The sequence below is a fragment of the Flavobacterium tructae genome (assembly GCF_001853485.1).
GTDB lineage: Bacteria > Bacteroidota > Bacteroidia > Flavobacteriales > Flavobacteriaceae > Flavobacterium > Flavobacterium tructae.
Window position 1 is genome coordinate 465,159 of sequence record NZ_MIKE01000022.1, and the last position, 18,757, is coordinate 483,915.

The window sequence follows — 18,757 nt, forward strand, 5'->3', positions numbered from 1 at the left end:
CTTCTGTTCACCATCAAACGCACTTATTAAAACAATTTAGTCCTTCAGACTCTAATCACAAACTTTTTCTTATTTTTGATTTCATAAGAATCACATTTTCAATAATATACCACACTTAAAAATGTAGATTTTAAAAACAATTTCATCATCATCAAAAAAAGTAAATTATGATTAAAAAAAACGTATTATCCGTTTTAGTTGTTTTGGCTGTTCTTTTAAGTTCGTGCAAACAGGAGCCAAAAGAAACGCCAGCTCCATTGATTGACGTAAAAACATTCTTCAAAAATGGAGAAAAAAGCACCTTCCGAATTTCGCCCGATGGAAATTATTTTAGTTATCGTGCCGATTATAAAGGAAAATCAAACATTTTTGTTCAGAAAGTAGGCGAACAAAAGGCTGTTCGTGTTACCAATGATACTTTGCGAAGTATTTCCGGTTATTTCTGGAAAGGCGACAGAATTGTATATGCACAAGACATAGGCGGAGACGAAAATTTCCAGCTATTTTCGGTAAAAGCAGATGGAAAGGATTTAAAAGCACTAACCCCTTTCCCGGGTGTAAGAAGCGATATTACAGATGCGCTCATTGATATTAAAGGAAAAGAAAAAGAACTCATCGTACAGATCAACAAAAGAGTAAAAGAATATTTTGATCCTTATCTTCTTAATGTCGAAACAGGAACATTAACACTACTTTACGACAACAAAGAAAACTTCGATGGCTGGTTTACAGACAACAATGGTATAATTCGTCTGGCTTCAAAAACCGATGGCGTAAACATTACCTGGAACTACCGAAATTCAGAAAAAGAGCCTTTTACTCCTTTAGTTACAACCACTTTCAAAGATATTTTTACGCCTGCTTCTTTCGATAAAAACAATAAAAATATCTACGCGCTTAGCAATATCGGAAAAGACAAAGTAATCTTGGTTGAATACGATCCTATTAGCAAGAAAAATGTAAAAGAATTATTTTCTGACCCTAATTACGATCTAAGTACTCTTGATTACGACAGAAAAAAGCAGGTCTTAACTTCTGTTGGCTGGGAAGCAGAAAAACAGGAAAAACACTTTTTTGATAAAGACTGGGAAACCATTCAAAACAATCTTGAAAAGAAACTGGAAGGCTACGAAACCGAGATTGTAAGTTATGATGATGCCCGAACCAAAGCTATTGCCTGGGCGGGGAACGACAGAACTCCCGGAAAATTTTATCTGTATGATTTTAAAACTGCAGAAATTAAAGAAGTAGCAAATCCATATCCCTGGATTGAGGAAAAACAAATGAGCCACATCAAACCTGTTACTTATAAATCGAGAGACGGTCTGGAAATTCATGGTTATCTGACGCTTCCCCTTGGAATTGAGCCTAAAAACCTGCCTGTTGTTATCAATCCACATGGTGGACCTTGGGCAAGAGACGGCTGGTATTACAATCCGGAGGTTCAGTTTTTAGCGAATCGCGGTTATGCTGTTTTACAAATGAATTTCAGAGGAAGTACAGGGTACGGAAAGAAGTTTTGGGAAGCAAGTTTTAAACAATGGGGAAAAACAATGCAGGACGATATTACCGATGGTGTGGAATGGCTGAAAAAAGAAGGCATTGCCGATGAAAAACGAATTGCTATTTATGGTGGTAGTTACGGCGGTTATGCAACTCTTGCAGGGGTTGCCTTTACACCCGATTTGTATGCCGCAGCGGTAGATTATGTTGGTGTAAGTAAACTGTTTACGTTTATGAATACGATTCCGCCTTATTGGAAGCCTTACTTAGATCAATTTCACGAAATGGTAGGCGATCCTAAAAAAGACAGTTTACTGCTTGCATCGACATCGCCGGCTTTACACGCAGACAAAATAAAAACGCCTTTATTTGTAGCACAAGGAGCTAACGATCCGAGGGTAAACAAAGCCGAAAGCGATCAGATGGTTGAAGCCTTAAAAAAACGCGGTGTCACTGTAGAATATATGGTAAAAAATGATGAAGGACATGGTTTCCATAATCAGAACAATCGTTATGACTTTTATGGTGCAATGGAAAAATTCCTTGACAAACATTTGAAAAAGGCGAAATAATCGATAACTGAGAATCTAAAAAGTGGCAAGATTTTTTTTGCCGCTTTTTTAATTTAACGCTGTTTCATTTTTGTAATGAAGTAGTTACAGTCAATAAAATTAAGATCTCAACACTCTTAAATTCAAAGGTAAAAGTCCTGATTTAGATGATAAGCGGAACAATGAAAAACAAAACAAACCTCCTCATACTAATATTTACCTTTAAATTTAGAACAAACTCTTAAAAACTTTGTCACTTTGTTCCCAAGAACCTTTGCCCCTTTCTTATAAAAAATCGCTAATTTCGCTTTTCGAATAAGAAAGAGAAAAATGAAGGTCTGTATTGCTGAAAAACCAAGTGTAGCACGTGAAATCGCATCCGTTTTGGGAGCCAATACCAAACACGATGGTTATTTTGAAGGCAATGGTTATGCTGTAACCTATACTTTCGGGCATTTATGTACCTTAAAAGAACCTAACGATTACAAACCGCACTGGAAAAGCTGGGATTTGAACAACTTACCCATGCTTCCTGAGAAATTTGAAACCAAAGTAGTTCAAAATTCAGGAATCGAAAAGCAATTTAAAATCGTAAAAAGTCTGTTCGACAAAGCCGAAGTAGTCATCAACTGCGGGGATGCCGGGCAAGAAGGGGAACTTATTCAGCGATGGGTAATGAACGAGGCGAATTACAAAGGTGAAGTGCAGCGTTTGTGGATTTCGTCCCTAACCACCGAAGCTATCAAAGAAGGTTTTGAAAACCTGAAACCCTCTGAAAACTACGATAATTTATTCTATGCCGGATTCTCAAGAGCCATTGGCGACTGGTTACTCGGAATGAATGCTACACGTTTGTATACCGTAAAACATGGCGGTTACAAGCAAGTCTTGTCTATTGGACGCGTACAAACACCAACATTGGCCATGGTTGTCGACCGATTTAAAGAAATCGAAAATTTTAAACCTCAGCCGTATTGGGAACTACAGACTTTGTATCGAGAAACTCTTTTCAGTTATGAAGAAGGACGTTTCCTGAAAAAAGAAGACGGAGAACTTTTAGCCAATAAAGTCAAAGAAAGCGAATTCGAAATTGTTTCGGTTGAAAAAAAGAACGGAAACGAATACGCTCCAAAACTATTTGACTTAACTGGTCTGCAAGTATACTGCAATACCAAATTTGGATTTTCGGCAGATGAAACGCTTAAAATCGTACAAACTCTATACGAACAAAAAGTGGTCACGTATCCCAGAGTAGATACCACCTTTTTACCGAATGATATTTATCCAAAAGTACCCGGGATTCTGCAAAAATTAACTAAATATGCCGAATTAACTCAACCGCTTTTAGAGAAAAAAATAAAAAAATCACCAAAGGTTTTCAACGATAAAAAAGTTACAGATCACCATGCGATTATCCCAACTGGAATAGAAGCTCATTTGCAATTCAACCAGCAGCAGGTCTATGACATTATTACCAAACGTTTTATTGCCGTATTTTATGACGACTGTCTCGTAGCCAATACCACAGTAATTGGTAAAGCAGCTGACGTAACTTTTAGAGCCACCGGAAAAGAGATCTTAAAAAAAGGATTTCGTATCGTATTCGAAGCCCCGAACGCGAAAGAAAGAGAAGCTGATTTGTTACCCAGTTTTGTGGTGGGAGAAAAAGGACCGCATGAACCTTCTTTTCTGCAAAAAGAAACCAAACCACCCAACCAGTTTACCGAAGCAACTTTACTTCGTGCCATGGAAACTGCCGGAAAACAAGTCGATGATGAAGATCTGCGTGAATTGATGAAGGAAAACGGTATCGGTCGTCCGTCAACAAGGGCAAATATTATCGAGACACTTTTCAAACGTCAGTATATCGTTCGAAACAAAAAACAGGTTTTGCCAACGCCTACTGGAATTCAGCTTATTGATACGATTCAGAACGAACTTATCAAATCGGCTGAGCTAACAGGTTCCTGGGAAAAGCAACTGAAAGATATCGAAAAAGGAACTTTTACTGCCGGAGCTTTTATTAAAAACATGAAACGCATGGTAGAAGCTTTGGTTACCGAAGTACGAAGCGAAACCAGACATGCTAACATTTCGCATGCAGCAACGATTGAAAAACCAGTTGTTAAAGCAGAGAAAAAGAAAACTGCGGGAATTTTAGCCGAAACCTGTCCAAAATGCCAAAAAGCTACTTTAATAAAAGGAAAATCTGCTTTTGGGTGCGGTAATTATAAATCGGGCTGTGATTTTCTGCTGCCTTATACTTTTGCAGAGAAAAAAATATCAGAAAATCAATATTTAAGATTGGTTCAGAAAGGATCTACTGTAAATATAAAGGGGTTTAAAACCGAAGAAGGAACTGTTGAAGGTTTGATTCGCTTTGAAGAAAATTACAAACTTAAATTAGAAACGAAGAAAACCACTGCGAAAGCAAAATCAGTGACAGCAGCATCAGACTCCTTAACGTGTCCAAAATGTCAAAAAGGAACAATTCTCAAGGGTAAAACGGCCTACGGATGTAGTGAATACAAATCAGGTTGTGATTTTAAAGTTACTTTTGACCATGTCCGAACCAAATTAAAAGATCAGAAACCAACAAAGGAATTGGTTTATTCTATTTTACAGAACAATGTTTAATATTTAGCCACAGATTAAAAGGATTAGTGCAGATTTTTAGTTTTATAAAGATTCTGTTAATTTGAACAAATTTAATTTCAATTCTGAATTATAAAAATTTGCTTAAATCTTTATAAATCTCTGTGAAAAAAATCATTTAAATCCATTAATCTGTAGCAACTATTTTTTTTATACTTTAGTGCGATCAAAACTCAAAAATATGTTTCAGAAAATTACTCTTTTAGCTCTTGTTTTAGTTGCTGTTTCTTGTCAAAAAAAGGATTCTACCGAAAAAGATAAAATCAAAGTTGCAGACTGGCTCATTGGGAACTGGGAAAACAAATCTCCAGAGGGGGTTCTGACCGAAAACTGGCAAAAACTAAACGATAGTACTTTTAGTGCTTCCTCCTATTTCATAAAAGAAAAAGATACTATTCATTTAGAAAACATCGTGTTATCTCAAAAGGAAGAAACCTTAACTTATTTTGCTACCGTGAAAGGCCAGAATGATGATAAACCAGTAGCTTTTCAATCAACTGCTGAATCAGACAAACAATTGGTTTTTGAAAATCCTAAACACGATTATCCACAAAAAATAACGTATACAAAAGGAGCGAATAATACTTTAACTGCTGAGATTTCAGGGAATTTGAATGGGAAACCGAGTTCAGAGAAATTTGTGATGACGAAGAAATAGCTTTTATAAAATGGGTCGTTCCTACGGAACTTGTCATTTATTGTTGCATTAATCTCAACGGATTAAAATCCGTTGCTATACATATTACATTCCTTTGGAATTTGTAACGTTGTGTTTTATTTTTTTCGAACTAAAACTTACTGCCTTATAAACTTCGAATCTTGATCATATAACAAAATTCAAACCTCCTGTTTAAACATTTTATCAACAAAAAACTCAGAACCTTAGCAACTTAGAACCTCAGCACCTTCAAAAAACCTACTCGTTTTCCCCGATCTTATTCACCATAAAGATCATCAGTATCCCCAGAAGTGCCATTATTAAAAATGCCCATTTCATACTTAAATATTCAGAGATAAAACCAACCATAGGCGGAACCAGTAAAAATCCAAGATAACCAATAGTAGAGATAGACGTTAAGGCAGAACCGCTGCTTAATTTGGATGATCTTCCTGCAATACTAAATACAAGCGGAACGACACAGGAAACTCCAAATCCAATCAAGACATAACCAAAAATTGTTGGATAAGCATACGGCAGGGCAAAACAAATCGTAAAACCAGCTGTGATTAAAACTCCGCTGTAAAACAAAATCCGTTTTGTACCAAATTTCATTACACCGTAATCCCCAAACAGACGTCCTAAGGTTACTGCTGTTGCAAAAAACACAAAGGCGGCACTGGTTAGTTTTGGAGAAGCTTTTAGTATATTTTTAAAATAAATACCACTCCAATCGTACATCGTATTTTCGCACGCCATAGACACAAAACAAATGAGGGCAAACTTTATCAGATTTTTTTCCGGCATCGAAAAGAACTTCTTTTTTACCGGTACAGGCTCATTGTGAATACTCATCGGATAAAAGCAAGCGGTAAGTCCCATCATAAAAACACTAACGCCAAGTAAATGATGAACCGGTGCAATATGCTGTGTCACCATTACATAACCCAAACCTGCTCCCGAAAAAACAGCTATACTCCATACGGCATGAAAACGGGTTATAATTGATTTTGGATACAATTTCTGAACCTCCAACGATTGTGCATTAATAGATAAGTTGAAAATGTTCCGCGAAGCTCCGAAAATTAAAAGTATAACAACTAACTGCCATACAAAAGCTGCTAAACCGGGTAACGCCAGAGCAATATTAAACATGATGGCTCCCAAAAGCATAACATAACGACTGCTGTATTTATTTAACAGCATTCCAGTAAAAGGCATGGTCAGCATCAGACCAATCGGAAAGGCAAATAAAACAGCTCCAAACTCAGCTTCGGACAGATGCAATTGTGCCTGTATATGCGGAATACGGGACACCCAGGAAGAATATCCAAATCCCGAAAGAAAGAAAAATACAGTATTAGCCAAACGGAATCCCTTAGGAGAATTCTGCAGTTTTTTCAAGAAAGGTAAAATCATGAGGAGGGTTTCAATTTGGATACAAAATTAAGGCTTTCAACATGTAACTTCTACTCTTTTTAACTTTTTTAATAAACGTCAGAAATTTAATTCATTCCGATCATTACTCAAAGAAATTTTAAAAAAGTACCCCAGATTTAACTCAAAGTTCATGAAATCAAACTAAACATTATTTGTTAAAGAAATAGTATTTTTTACATTTGCACTGTTTTTATTAATTCTAAATAAAAATAATTACCTTAACCAAACTCAATGTAAAATGAAATATTCTATTATGAAAACCTATCGTTTTCTACTTACAATCAGTTTTCTTTTTTCTTTTTTCGGTTCGTTTGCCCAGCAAAATTTCGGAAAAATAAAAGGAACGATTACTACATCTGATGGCGATCCTGCTGCCGGTGTAAATGTTATTCTTAAAAACTCAAAATACGGTACCGTTACCAACGACGATGGTACTTTTGATCTCAACAGAGTACGAACTAATACCTATACCTTACAAGTATCTTTAACCGGTTATGAAACTACTGAACAAGAGGTAGTGGTAACTGAAAGTGAAACAACAGTTCTCAATTTGCAATTAAAAGTTTCCAACAAAGAGCTGCATGAAGTTGTAGTAAACGGTAAGAAAAGCATCCTCTCTAAAAAAACAGATTATGTTGCGAGAATGCCGCTGAAAAATCTTGAAAACCCTCAAGTCTATAATGTGATTCCCAAAGAACTTTTGCAGGAACAAATTGCAATAGATATTAGAAGTGCAGCTGTAAATGCGCCTGGTGTCACCACAAAAATTTATCCATCAGGAGGGCTTGAAATTTCATTTAGAGGATTCAGTACCGGAGTTAATGCCCGAAACGGAATGGAAAATATGACAGGTCGAAGCTCTATTTCTATTGATAATGCCGAACGTATCGAAGTTCTAAAAGGACCTTCGGGAACTTTATTCGGGTCGTCTGTCTCTTCTTTTGGTGGTGTTGTGAATTTAGTTACCAAAAAACCTTTTGAGACTAAAAAAACAGAAGTATCCTATACCGGAGGAAGTTTTGGATTAAACCGACTAGCGCTTGATGTTAATACTCCACTAACACCTGATAACAACGTATTGTTTCGATTAAACGCTGCGGTAAATACCGAAAAGAGTTTCTTAGACTATGGTTTTAGCAAAACATTCCTGATCGCGCCAAGCCTTACTTACAAAGCAACGGATAAATTAACCTTAAGTATTGATACCGAAATTTACAATGTAAACAACACACGTCCTACTTACGGACGTTCGTATGCTTCGGGAATTACAAACCCAACAGATTTAAAGGTAGACTATAGAAAAAGTTTGTTTCACGATGATCTTGATGCCAAAACTTCATCAACAAAAGTTTTTGTTCAGGCCGAATATCAATTGGCAGAAAACTGGAAATCTACTACTGTTTTCTCTTTTATTGATGAAAATGTAGATCGCAGTTATCAATATTACACACAATGGATTTCACCAACAGAAGTAAAAAGAAGCGTATCGCGTTTTGGCCCAATATTTAATCAGTTTACCAACATACAAGAAAATATTAACGGTCAGTTTTCTACCGGAAGTATCAAACATAAACTTTTATTAGGTACCAATTACAGATTTTCAAAAGGTACTTTTAATTATGGCGCAACGCCGGTTCTGGACATTATCGATGTCACAAAACCTTTTGATCCTATCCGAAAAAAACAAGTTGATGCCGTGGTATCTCAACTTACATGGGCAGTTCCGGACGAACAAATATTTAGTGTTTATGCCTCAGATGTGATAAGCTTTACAGACCGTTTATCAGCTATGCTAAGTCTTCGTTTAGACAACTTCGTTCAGAAAAAACTGGAAGACACAAAGGGCTATAATCAAACTGCTCTATCTCCTAAATTAGGTTTGGTTTATGAAGTGCTTAAAAATCAGGTTTCTTTATTTGGAAATTATATGAATGGTTTTCAAAATTCGGGTCCCGTAAATCAACCCGATGGAAGCTTGTTAGTATTAAAACCGGTTTATGCCAACCAATACGAAGGTGGGGTAAAAGTAGAAGCGTTCAATAAAAAATTAAGTACTACATTAAGTTACTACAACATTACGATTGATAATGCTACAAGAACAACTTCTGACGGTTTTAATGTTCAGGATGGTAAACAAGTGAGTAAAGGAATTGACTTTGAATTTATTGCCACTCCGGTTGCAGGTTTAAATGCTATGCTTGGGTATGCTTATAATGACAATCGCATCGTAAAATCATCAGATGCCGCTATTGAAGGAAATAAAGCCAGCGGAGCTCCGGAAAATGTAGTTAATTTTTGGATATCATATAAGTTTCAAAACAAATTAAAAGATTTAGGACTTGGTTTTGGAGGCAACTACGTAGACAAGCAATACAAGTTTGAAGATGAAAGTTTTTACAGCCCATCTTATTCTGTTTACAATGCGACCCTATTTTATGATAAGCCAACATGGAGAATCGGTGTTAAATTCAACAACATAAACAATAAAAAATACTGGGATTCTTACGGAATGGCGCAAGCTCCTGCCAACTTATTAGTAAACTTAACTCTTAAGTTTTAACAGCATCTGCAATAAAAAAACACCTCTGCTTTAGAGGTGTTTGCATTTAAAAGAAAATTAGTCGCTTATTATTTTCCTACAATTATTCACTGATAACATTAACCAATCAAAAAAATCATGAACTACTTTAAAAAACGAATTAAAAATTCGCAATTCGTAATCTATCTCTTTTTACTCTTTTCTTTCAGTGCTTTTGCTCAGCAAAACACCGGAAAGATTAAAGGAACGATAACAACATCAGATGGTGAACTGGCTGTTGGTGTTAACATCATCCTGAAAAGTTCAAAATACGGTACCACCAGTAATGAAGACGGCGCTTTTGAATTTAACAGGGTAAGACCAAACACCTATACTTTGCAAGTTTCTTTAGCCGGTTATGAAACTCTGGAACAGGAAGTAATTGTTTCGATCAATGAGACTACAACACTTAACTTACAGTTGAAGGTTTCTAACAAACAGTTAAAAGAGGTAATCATTACCAATAATCGAGGAAAAGCTTTTCCGAAGCAAAGTACTTATGTTTCAAAAATGCCTTTAAAAAATGTCGAAAATCCACAGGTTTACAACATTGTTTCATCTGAATTAATTAAGGAACAAGCCATTACAAATTATGAGGATGCCTTAAAAAATGTACCCGGAATTCAAAAATTATGGGAATCTACAGGTCGTGGCGGTGATGGTGGTTCGTATTATAGCCTTCGTGGATTTGAAGTCCAGGCCAATATTGTAAACGGATTACCGGGTTTAACAAACGGAAGTTTAGATCCGGCAAACGTTGAACGCATCGAAGTCATAAAAGGTCCATCCGGAACTTTATTTGGCAGCAGTTTAGTGAGCTATGGCGGATTAATTAATACCGTTACCAAAAAACCATACAATGGCTTTGGCGGTGAAGTATCTTATCTGGCCGGAAGTTTTGGATTAAACAGGGTCACTGCCGATATCAATACACCGCTAGACGATGCCGATAATGTTCTTTTTAGAATTAATACTGCTTATCAAACCGAAAACAGTTTTCAGGATGCCGGATTTCGTACTTCCTTTTTTGTAGCTCCTTCCCTTTCTTATAAAGTAAACGATAAGCTTTCCTTTTTGATCAATACGGAATTAATGCTGGAAGAAAAAACAACGCCGTCAATGCTATTTTTAGGCAGAGATTCCGCTTTGCAATATGCTAACTTGGCCGAATTAAACTATAATACCGATTTATCATTTTACAGCAACGATCTATCGATAAAAAATCCAAGATACAGTCTCCAGGGACAGATGACTTATAAAATTTCCGATCAATGGACTTCGCAAACGGTTTTATCCAGAAGCTCATCAAAATCAAGAGGTTATTACACTTATATCTATGACAATGAAGATGGAAATAAAGATTTTGGATTTAATATCACCAAAGAACAATCACAAACCGTAACAACTGATATTCAACAGAATTTCATTGGCGATTTTAAAATTGGATCAATGCGCAATCGTCTTGTTGCCGGTTTCGATTATTTTGAAAGAAATGTAATGTCTGGCGGATCCGGTTATGGTAAACTTTACAACATCACAGCACAGGGTGAAGTGAGACAATTGAATGCTGCCAATCCTTATTATCTGACCCAAACGTCTGTTGATAAACTTCTGGCAAATGAGCCGGCCGGAAACTTCAATCCGAAGGATGCAACTTATAGCGTCTATGCGTCTGATGTGCTTAACATCACTTCTAAATTGTTGGTCATGGCTAGTTTAAGAGTTGATTATTTTGATACGAAGGGTGACATCAAAAATAAAAATGACGATTATACACAAACGGCTTTATCGCCAAAATTCGGATTATTATACCAGCCAGTCGAAGATAAGTTAGCCGTATTTGCCAATTACATGAATGGCTTCAGAAACATTGCTCCAGCCGTAAGTTATGATACTGATGGCAATTTAATCGGTTCCAAAACTTTCGAAGCGGAACATGCCAATCAATTGGAATTTGGAGTTAAAGCAACTATTTTTGAAGATAAATTAAATGCTACTGTGAGTTACTATAATATTAATGTAGCCAATTTAGTGACCAGTAATCCATTGTACAGCTCGCAGGGTGGTGAAGCGCAAAGCAAAGGTTTTGAATTTGACCTGAATGCTGCGCCAATAAAAGGATTAAGCATAATTGCCGGATACAGCTACAACGACAGTAAAATTACGAAAGGTGATGTTGGAAATGTTTGGCTGGAGCAAGGCAAAAGACCATTTTGGTCAGGTCCTAAAAACTTAGTAAACCTATGGGTTACTTATAAATTTGAAGAAGGCACATTAGAGAATTTCGGTATTGGTTTTGGAGGAAATTATGCCAGTGAAAATGCCATTCTGGACAGTTCTAAAACCGGAAAATTTGTATTGCCGGATTATACTGTAATCAATGGCTCGGTTTTCTATAATTCAAATAAATTCCGTGTAGCTTTTAACATTAACAATATTGCTAATAAAGATTATTTCAATGGTGGGTGGTCTACTCTAAATCCACAAAAACCCAGAAATGTTGTAGCCAGTTTCGCCTACAAATTCTAATATAAACTATCCAATAAAGATAAAAAAGGGGCTAATTTAAGAGATTAGTCCCTTTTATTTTTTTAGTTTACTGGGCAGATATCCAAACGTTTTTTTGAAAGCCACTGTAAAATGGTGCGGGTTTTTATAACCTAATTCTTCAGAAACAACAGATATCGGGAGATCCTTTTCTAATATCATTTGTTTCGCATATTCCATTCTCACCTGCGTCAAATAATTAAAAACAGTAGCATTAAAAACCATCTTAAAATATTTTTTAATTTTAAAATTATTCAGTCCTACCTGCGATGCAATACTCGCTAAAGTATGTTTTTCTTTAAATTGTGTTTTTAAAATATTTTCGACTTCAAGGATTTTAACATAATCGCATGCACTAAGTTCTACGCTTACTTTGGTATTTTCTTCTTCATTTATAATGGTAAATAAATACGAAAGAATCTCTACTACTTTTGATTCCAGAAAAGCTTTTTTAATGGCTCCGGAATACGAACATTGCAAGATATCTTCTATCAAAACATTCAGTTTAGGCGAAATACTTTTGCTTGTATCCCACATTGCATATGAAGTATGAGTAGCTATTGCTTCTGCCAAAAGCGGAATGGTGGTTTTTAAATTTGGGTAAAACAGCTGCTCTAAATAGGATGCCGTAAACGTGATTTCGAGCGTTTTTCTTCTTTTAGTCCGATAATTTAAAATGCCTTTTATTTTGGGCAAATAAAACAAATTATAGTGTCCCTGCGGAATATAAATTCCTCTGTCTGATGTATTCTCGGGGCAGTATTCATTATCACCCTCCATTTCAATATGAAGCTTTATGAACGAAAAATCGTGCTCTACTTCAATCGAGTAAAATTCATTTTCTATTATTAGATCTCTTGCCACCAAATGAACCCCATCTAACATTATATCGGTAATGACACCTCTAATTCCTTTGTAATTATAATTGATTTTCTTCTCGACAAGATCTTCCTTATTAAACCGAATAGGATCATTTACAACAACCAGTTCTCGCTTAAAAATATCACTTCTCATCACTGTTTTCATCGCTAACATTCTATTTGCTGCTACGGGTTTAAACGCATAATTATAGTCTATAACTTACTAATTACAAGACGATTTCATTTAAATCCTTATTGCGTTTATATTAATCCTTATTGCGTTTATTATGTTTTTATTAACATATTACTTTTGCGTAAAATTATCAATTTATAACCAATCTAAATAAATATAGTATGCTTTTTATTATACCAAGGGTAAAAAAGATGTTAACCACCCCCATTTACATGCTTCTTCTGGTTTGTTTTTTCATTACGAATGCATTTTCCCAACAAAGTACCGGTTCTATAAAAGGAACTGTAATTACTTCAGATGACCACCTTGCCTCCTCCGTAAATATTACAATACCAAAATTAAAAAAGTCAGCCCTCACAGATGAAAATGGTGTTTTTATTTTAAGTCAGGTGCCTACAGGAACATATGAAATCGAAATTAATATGATGGGACATATTCCATCAAAACAGCAAATTACAGTCAGTGCAAACGAAACCTCAACGGTTTCATTTCAATTAGAATCTTCTTTAAAAGAATTACAGGAAGTTGTGGTTGTTTCTGCAGCCAAAAAATTTGCTAAAAAACAAAGTGAATATGTCGCGAGATTACCGATTGCAAATCTTGAAAACCCGCAAGTGTATACCGTCGTTCCCAAAGAACTCTTTGTAGAACAAATAGCAGTTGATTTCAGAAGTGCTTTAAACTCGGCTCCGGGACTAAACAACGTGACACAAAGCGTGGGCTCAGGAGGAGTTGGATTAAGTTTAAGAATGCGTGGTTTCAGCGGTTCATCGGCAGCAGGATCAATCCGTAACGGAATGAACACAAACTGGGTAACGATGAGTGATCCTGTAAACCTGGAAAGTATCGAAGTAATCAAAGGGCCATCGGCAACCTTGTTTGGTTCGTCCTTAACCACTTATGGCGGTCTTATCAACAGAGTGACTAAAAAGCCTTTTGACGTTATGAAAGGTGAAGTAAGTTATACGACCGGAAGCTGGGCTCTGAGTCGTACAACTATCGATTTTAATACACCTCTTAATGAAGAAAAAACAATGCTTTTTAGGATTAACGCCGCTTTAGACAACCAAAAAACATGGCAGGATTATGGCAAAAGCCACACTTTTATAGTGGCTCCTTCCTTTACTTATAAAGCCAGTGACCGTTTGACCTTTGACTTTGATTTAGAATTGTATCAAGGAAACCGTAATTCAACTTCTATTGGTTTAGGAAGCGGTACACCGCCAGTAAAAAGTCTGAATGATTTACATTTTGATTTCAAAAAATCGTATGCGACAGATGATTTACAGTCGGAAGCAAAAAACACCAACATTTTTGCAAAAGCCACCTATCAATTATCAGATCAATGGGTTTCACAAACTAATTTTTCTAATGCTTTTACCGACAATAAAGCCAATTATTTGTTCTTGCTGATCAATACGGCTGCGAACTCTGGTATTACTTTACAACGAAGATTGTACAACATCAACAGTACTTTTAAAACTTCACAAATTCAACAAAACTTCATCGGAAACTTCAATATTGGAAGCCTTAAAAACCGATTACTTTTAGGGATCGATTATACCTATATCAGTACAAACGATAACAGATGGCTCATTAATAATTATGATGCCGCTGTTGCAAATCCTGCTCTTACCATCAACGGTAATGCTGCTTTTATCAATATGGAAAAATACAAACAGCTTATTGCCAATATGACAGCGCCAACTGTAGTTAACACCAGAGATTTTAGAACTTTGAGTTTTTATGCTTCCGATGTGATCAATATTACCGATCGATTTATTGCTATGGCCAGCGCGCGTTTTGATCATTACGAAAACAAAATTGCACAGTACAATCAGAATGCTGTTTCTCCAAAATTTGGTTTAGTGTATCAGGTTATTAAAGACAAAGTTTCGGTTTTTGGAAATTATATGAACGGATTCAGCAATGTGTCGCCAGCACCAACTGCAGACAATCCAAATGGTTTGACAGAGTTTAAACCTGAAGAAGCAAACCAGTTAGAAGGTGGTGTAAAAATTGAATTACTGGGAGGAAAACTAAACGGTACTTTGAGCTACTATGATATTAAAGTAAAAAACAAATTGCGTACAGATCCTAACAATCCTTTATTTTCTGTTCAGGATGCAACGCAAAGCAGTAAAGGTTTTGAGGCCGATTTGATTGCAAATCCGTTTAGAGGTTTACATATTATTGTAGGTTACGGTTATAACCAAAGTGAATACACCAAAGCAAACCCAAGTCTTGAAGGAAAAAAACCTTACTCTACTCCTGCTAATGTTGCTAATTTTTGGATTAGCTATAAAATCTTAGACGGACAAGCCAAAGGAGTTGGTTTTGGTTTTGGCGGAAACTCTCAAAGTGATAGCTATTTAAATGATGCCAACACCTTTACAGCAAACGGATACACCACATTAGATGCCAGTGTCTTCTATGAAAAACAAAAATTTAGATTAGGGCTAAAAGTCAATAATCTTGCGAACAAAGAATATTGGTCAGCAGATTATTGGGCTAATATGATGCCAACAAGACAATTAGTAGCTAATCTTACTTTTAAATTTTAATTCTTTTTAATTAGTTATAACCAAGCTATCATATCTTATCAATTGTAGCTTGGTTTTTATCGTTTTACAGTATGTCTGGAAATACAATCAAAAAAAACAAACAAAAAAGCAAATGGAGTAAGCTGAATCATTGGCTGCATTTGTGGTTAGGACTTACTTCCGGAATTATTGTATTTATTGTAGCGCTCACAGGAGTATTATTTATCTTTTGCGATAATATTATTGATGGACTGGCTTATGATTCCTTATATGTTTCTGAAGTAAAAGAACAAAAACTGACTCCGGAAGAAATTATAAGGGCTTTCAAAACACAGCTGCCAGATCGTAAACCCAGTTATTTTATTACCTATAGAGATCCCGAAAGAACCATTAAAATGGCTTCGTCGACCAAAGACCGAGATTTGCAATTTTCATGGATCGATCCCTACACAGGTAAAGTTCTGACTTCGGGAAAAGCTTATGATTTCTTTTATGTCATTGCCCACATTCACAGCGGTCATATTCCTTTTGGAGATATTGGGAATTTAGTTGTCGAAATTTCAGTTTGGATTTTTCTAATCGAATTAATTACGGGACTTATTTTATGGTGGCCCAAAAAATGGAACCGATCTACTAAACTGCAAAGCTTTACTATTAAGAAAAATGCCAGTTTCAAGCGACTTAACTACGATTTACACAATGTTCCAGGGTTTTACAACCTATTGCCCGCCTTATTGATTACCATTACGGGTTTAATTATTGTCAACAAACCTTTAAACTCTGCGACGCAAAAAGCATTTGGAGGTATGCCACGCGCTTACTCCAAATTTCGGGACATAAAACCTGAATATGACAGTACTAAAACATTTGCAGCATTAAACCCAATAATAGAACGATTATTTGCTAAAGACGAAGCAATTGAGCAAGTCAAATTATCGATTGCCGCAAAAGACAGTATTACCAGTTTATTTGCAGTTACCGCCGAAGATATTGGTTTGAAAGGCGTTCAAAACGGGAAAACTTTTGTGCTTAATCGCTATACAGGCCAGGAATTTGAAATACCCGTAAAAGTAATGAACGGTTTAGATATTGACGACACAACTATGAACCTCCACATTGGTTTTTGGGCCGGATGGATTGGAAAAACACTGACTTTACTTGTGGGACTTGTATGCATGTTTCTTCCCGTGACAGGTTTTTTAATTTGGTACGGACGTCAGAATAAAAAGAAAAAAACACAATCAGTTTAAAAATGAAAAAAACAATTTTATTGCTATGCCTTTTTTGGTTTACGCCTTCCTTTTCGCAAGACAGCATCTCTATTGGCAGTAAGCATCATCTATTCTCTAAAGCATTAAATGAAGAACGAAACTTCTGGGTTTATCTTCCCCCTGATTACAACAGTACTAAATATGCTCCTGCAAAATATCCTGTTGTTTATTTACTAGATGCCGAGAGTAATTTTCATTCCTTTACCGGACTTCAGCAATCACTTGCGCGAGGACCTTATGCCAGTATTCCTCAAATGATAGTTGTTGGAATAACCAATACCAACCGAACCAGAGATCTTACCCCTACCGAAGCAAATCGTCAGGCGTTTTTTGATAAAAAAAAGAAGATGTTTCAACAAAGCGGAGGCAATAAAAACTTCATCGCTTTTTTAGAGAAAGAGCTACGTCCTTACATCGACTCCAATTACAGAACTTCGGGATATAATGTTTTAAACGGACATTCTTTTGGAGGATTAACAGCCGTAAATATTCTGTTGAATCATACCTCATTATTTAATTCTTATATCATTATTGACCCAAGTCTTTGGTGGGATAATGAACTTATGAATAAAAAAGCGGATTCACTTTTTAATACAAAAAATTTTGAACAGCGCAGTATTTATTTAGCCATGGCCGATAAAAAAAGCATTCCTCAGGATACCACAACAGATATGGCAAGAGGCATCAGAAAATTTGAAAAATTGCTGAAAGATAAAAAGCCTAAAAACCTTCGCTGGGGTTTTAAATTTTATGACAATGAAGATCACGGAACCATTCCCATTCCGGCCGAATATGATGGTTTACGCTTCCTTTTTGAAGAACATCTGGTTCAGGTAAAACAAGCTGTTATTGATCCAACACTGGTCGAAAAACAATATGCTAAATTATCTCAGCAAACCGGTTTTACCTTCCTCCCAACCGAAAGTTATCTGGATTGGATTGGCAATTATTGTTTGGACATTGATAAACCGCAACAGGCCCTTATTTTCTTTAAATATGCCGAAAAGTATTATCCGAAAAGTAAAAATATACCTCTCGCACTAGAAAAAGCATATATAAAAAATGGAGACACAAAACGAGCTGACGATATTCGGAAGAAAATTCAAAATTAGATTTACGATTTATTATTCATAATTATTCTAAATAAATATTGTCAGACTAATATTAAATTTTACATTTGTGATACTAAATTATTAACTCACTAATTAAATATTATGAAATCTAAAACTTTAAAATCATTAACATTTTTACTTTTAATGTTAGTTGCGAGCCCTGCATTATTTGCCCATGCTTTATGGATTGAAACTAAAGCGACTGGTACTAAAGGGAAAGCACAGGAAATTTCAGTTTTCTTCGGGGAATTTTCAGACAATGATATTACAGCTTCAGCAAAATGGTTTTCGGATTTAAAAGATTTTTCACTGGTTGTAATTAGCCCGTCAAAAAAAGAAACAAAACTTACCGCTACAGCCTTAGAAAATAAATATCAGGCCTTTTTTACACCAGATGAGGATGGCGTTTATACGGTTGTGATGCATCATACTGTAAAAGATGTATACGGTACCATGAAATTAGATTACAACTCAAGCGCAACGGTTACCGTGGGCAATGCCGTAAAAGGAAATGATGCTGCCGCAAATACAAACATCATTAGTGTCTTTGCTAAAGAAGTGACAGCGGCTAAACAAAAAACAGTACTAAACATCAATGCTTTGTATGAAGGTGCAGCGGCTAAAAAACAAAAAATAAAAGTAATTGCTCCAAATGGCTGGGAAAAAGAATTATGGAGCAATGACAAAGGGGAAATCTCTTTTACACCACTTTGGTCAGGAAATTATATGGTAGAGTTTGCTTATACTGAAAAAGCTGCCGGAGAACATAATGGTAAAAATTACAACGAAATCTGGAAGATGGCAACTTATTTAATTGCCGTTAAATAATAGAGTCCATTCCTTTAT

At 35.8% G+C, this 18,757-nt stretch carries 11 protein-coding genes; 9 read left to right on the forward strand and 2 right to left on the reverse strand.

The window, feature by feature from the left end; all coding sequences use genetic code 11:
• Positions 1–167: 167 nt before the first annotated feature.
• From BHE19_RS09785 to BHE19_RS09795, 3 genes are all read left to right on the forward strand, one after another.
• Positions 168–2,075: a S9 family peptidase gene (locus BHE19_RS09785; RefSeq protein WP_070906952.1), complete on the forward strand. Its 1,908-nt coding sequence runs from the start codon at positions 168–170 to the stop codon at positions 2,073–2,075.
• Between the two features lie 309 nt (positions 2,076–2,384).
• A complete protein-coding gene (locus BHE19_RS09790) occupies positions 2,385–4,691 on the forward strand; it encodes a type IA DNA topoisomerase (RefSeq protein WP_070906953.1) in 2,307 nt (768 codons plus the stop codon).
• 199 nt (positions 4,692–4,890) lie between these two features.
• Complete coding sequence (locus BHE19_RS09795) at positions 4,891–5,367, forward strand: DUF6265 family protein (protein WP_070906954.1); 477 nt, start codon at positions 4,891–4,893, stop codon at positions 5,365–5,367.
• Between the two features lie 258 nt (positions 5,368–5,625).
• On the opposite strand, the gene BHE19_RS09800 is transcribed toward BHE19_RS09795, so the two are convergent.
• Positions 5,626–6,786, reverse strand: a complete 1,161-nt coding sequence (locus BHE19_RS09800; protein WP_017498190.1) for an MFS transporter — start codon at positions 6,784–6,786, stop codon at positions 5,626–5,628.
• Positions 6,787–7,045: 259 nt separating this feature from the next.
• On the opposite strand from BHE19_RS09800, the gene BHE19_RS09805 reads away from it, so the two are divergent.
• Complete coding sequence (locus BHE19_RS09805; RefSeq protein ID WP_070906955.1) at positions 7,046–9,367, forward strand: TonB-dependent receptor; 2,322 nt, start codon at positions 7,046–7,048, stop codon at positions 9,365–9,367.
• A gap of 117 nt (positions 9,368–9,484) precedes the next feature.
• Positions 9,485–11,914, forward strand: coding sequence for a TonB-dependent receptor (locus BHE19_RS09810; protein ID WP_070906956.1), 2,430 nt, complete (start codon positions 9,485–9,487; stop codon positions 11,912–11,914).
• A gap of 54 nt (positions 11,915–11,968) precedes the next feature.
• On the opposite strand, the gene BHE19_RS09815 is transcribed toward BHE19_RS09810, so the two are convergent.
• Positions 11,969–12,958, reverse strand: coding sequence for a helix-turn-helix domain-containing protein (locus tag BHE19_RS09815; RefSeq protein ID WP_165607919.1), 990 nt, complete (start codon positions 12,956–12,958; stop codon positions 11,969–11,971).
• 218 nt (positions 12,959–13,176) lie between these two features.
• Here BHE19_RS09815 and BHE19_RS09820 point away from each other — a divergent pair, with 218 nt between their 5' ends.
• From BHE19_RS09820 to BHE19_RS09835, 4 genes are all read left to right on the forward strand, one after another.
• On the forward strand, positions 13,177–15,549 hold the full coding sequence (locus BHE19_RS09820; protein ID WP_233431369.1) for a TonB-dependent receptor: 2,373 nt from the start codon (positions 13,177–13,179) through the stop codon (positions 15,547–15,549).
• 71 nt (positions 15,550–15,620) lie between these two features.
• Complete coding sequence (locus BHE19_RS09825; RefSeq protein WP_070906959.1) at positions 15,621–16,778, forward strand: PepSY-associated TM helix domain-containing protein; 1,158 nt, start codon at positions 15,621–15,623, stop codon at positions 16,776–16,778.
• Between the two features lie 2 nt (positions 16,779–16,780).
• Positions 16,781–17,911 (forward strand): alpha/beta hydrolase, encoded by a 1,131-nt coding sequence (locus BHE19_RS09830; protein ID WP_070906960.1) that lies wholly within the window; start codon positions 16,781–16,783, stop codon positions 17,909–17,911.
• A 102-nt stretch (positions 17,912–18,013) separates the two neighbouring features.
• On the forward strand, positions 18,014–18,739 hold the full coding sequence (locus BHE19_RS09835) for a hypothetical protein (RefSeq protein ID WP_070906961.1): 726 nt from the start codon (positions 18,014–18,016) through the stop codon (positions 18,737–18,739).
• Positions 18,740–18,757: the final 18 nt, after the last annotated feature.

Bases quoted from the DNA above. Each gene is read 5' to 3' on its own strand.
- BHE19_RS09815 (WP_165607919.1), bottom strand. From the start codon at position 12,958: ATGAAAACAGTGATGAGAAGTGATATTTTTAAGCGAGAACTGGTTGTT.
- BHE19_RS09805 (WP_070906955.1), top strand. From the start codon at position 7,046: ATGAAATATTCTATTATGAAAACCTATCGTTTTCTACTTACAATCAGT.
- BHE19_RS09820 (WP_233431369.1), top strand. From the start codon at position 13,177: ATGTTAACCACCCCCATTTACATGCTTCTTCTGGTTTGTTTTTTCATT.
- BHE19_RS09835 (WP_070906961.1), top strand. From the start codon at position 18,014: ATGAAATCTAAAACTTTAAAATCATTAACATTTTTACTTTTAATGTTA.
- BHE19_RS09785 (WP_070906952.1), top strand. From the start codon at position 168: ATGATTAAAAAAAACGTATTATCCGTTTTAGTTGTTTTGGCTGTTCTT.
- BHE19_RS09830 (WP_070906960.1), top strand. From the start codon at position 16,781: ATGAAAAAAACAATTTTATTGCTATGCCTTTTTTGGTTTACGCCTTCC.
- BHE19_RS09800 (WP_017498190.1), bottom strand. From the start codon at position 6,786: ATGATTTTACCTTTCTTGAAAAAACTGCAGAATTCTCCTAAGGGATTC.
- BHE19_RS09790 (WP_070906953.1), top strand. From the start codon at position 2,385: ATGAAGGTCTGTATTGCTGAAAAACCAAGTGTAGCACGTGAAATCGCA.
- BHE19_RS09795 (WP_070906954.1), top strand. From the start codon at position 4,891: ATGTTTCAGAAAATTACTCTTTTAGCTCTTGTTTTAGTTGCTGTTTCT.
- BHE19_RS09810 (WP_070906956.1), top strand. From the start codon at position 9,485: ATGAACTACTTTAAAAAACGAATTAAAAATTCGCAATTCGTAATCTAT.
- BHE19_RS09825 (WP_070906959.1), top strand. From the start codon at position 15,621: ATGTCTGGAAATACAATCAAAAAAAACAAACAAAAAAGCAAATGGAGT.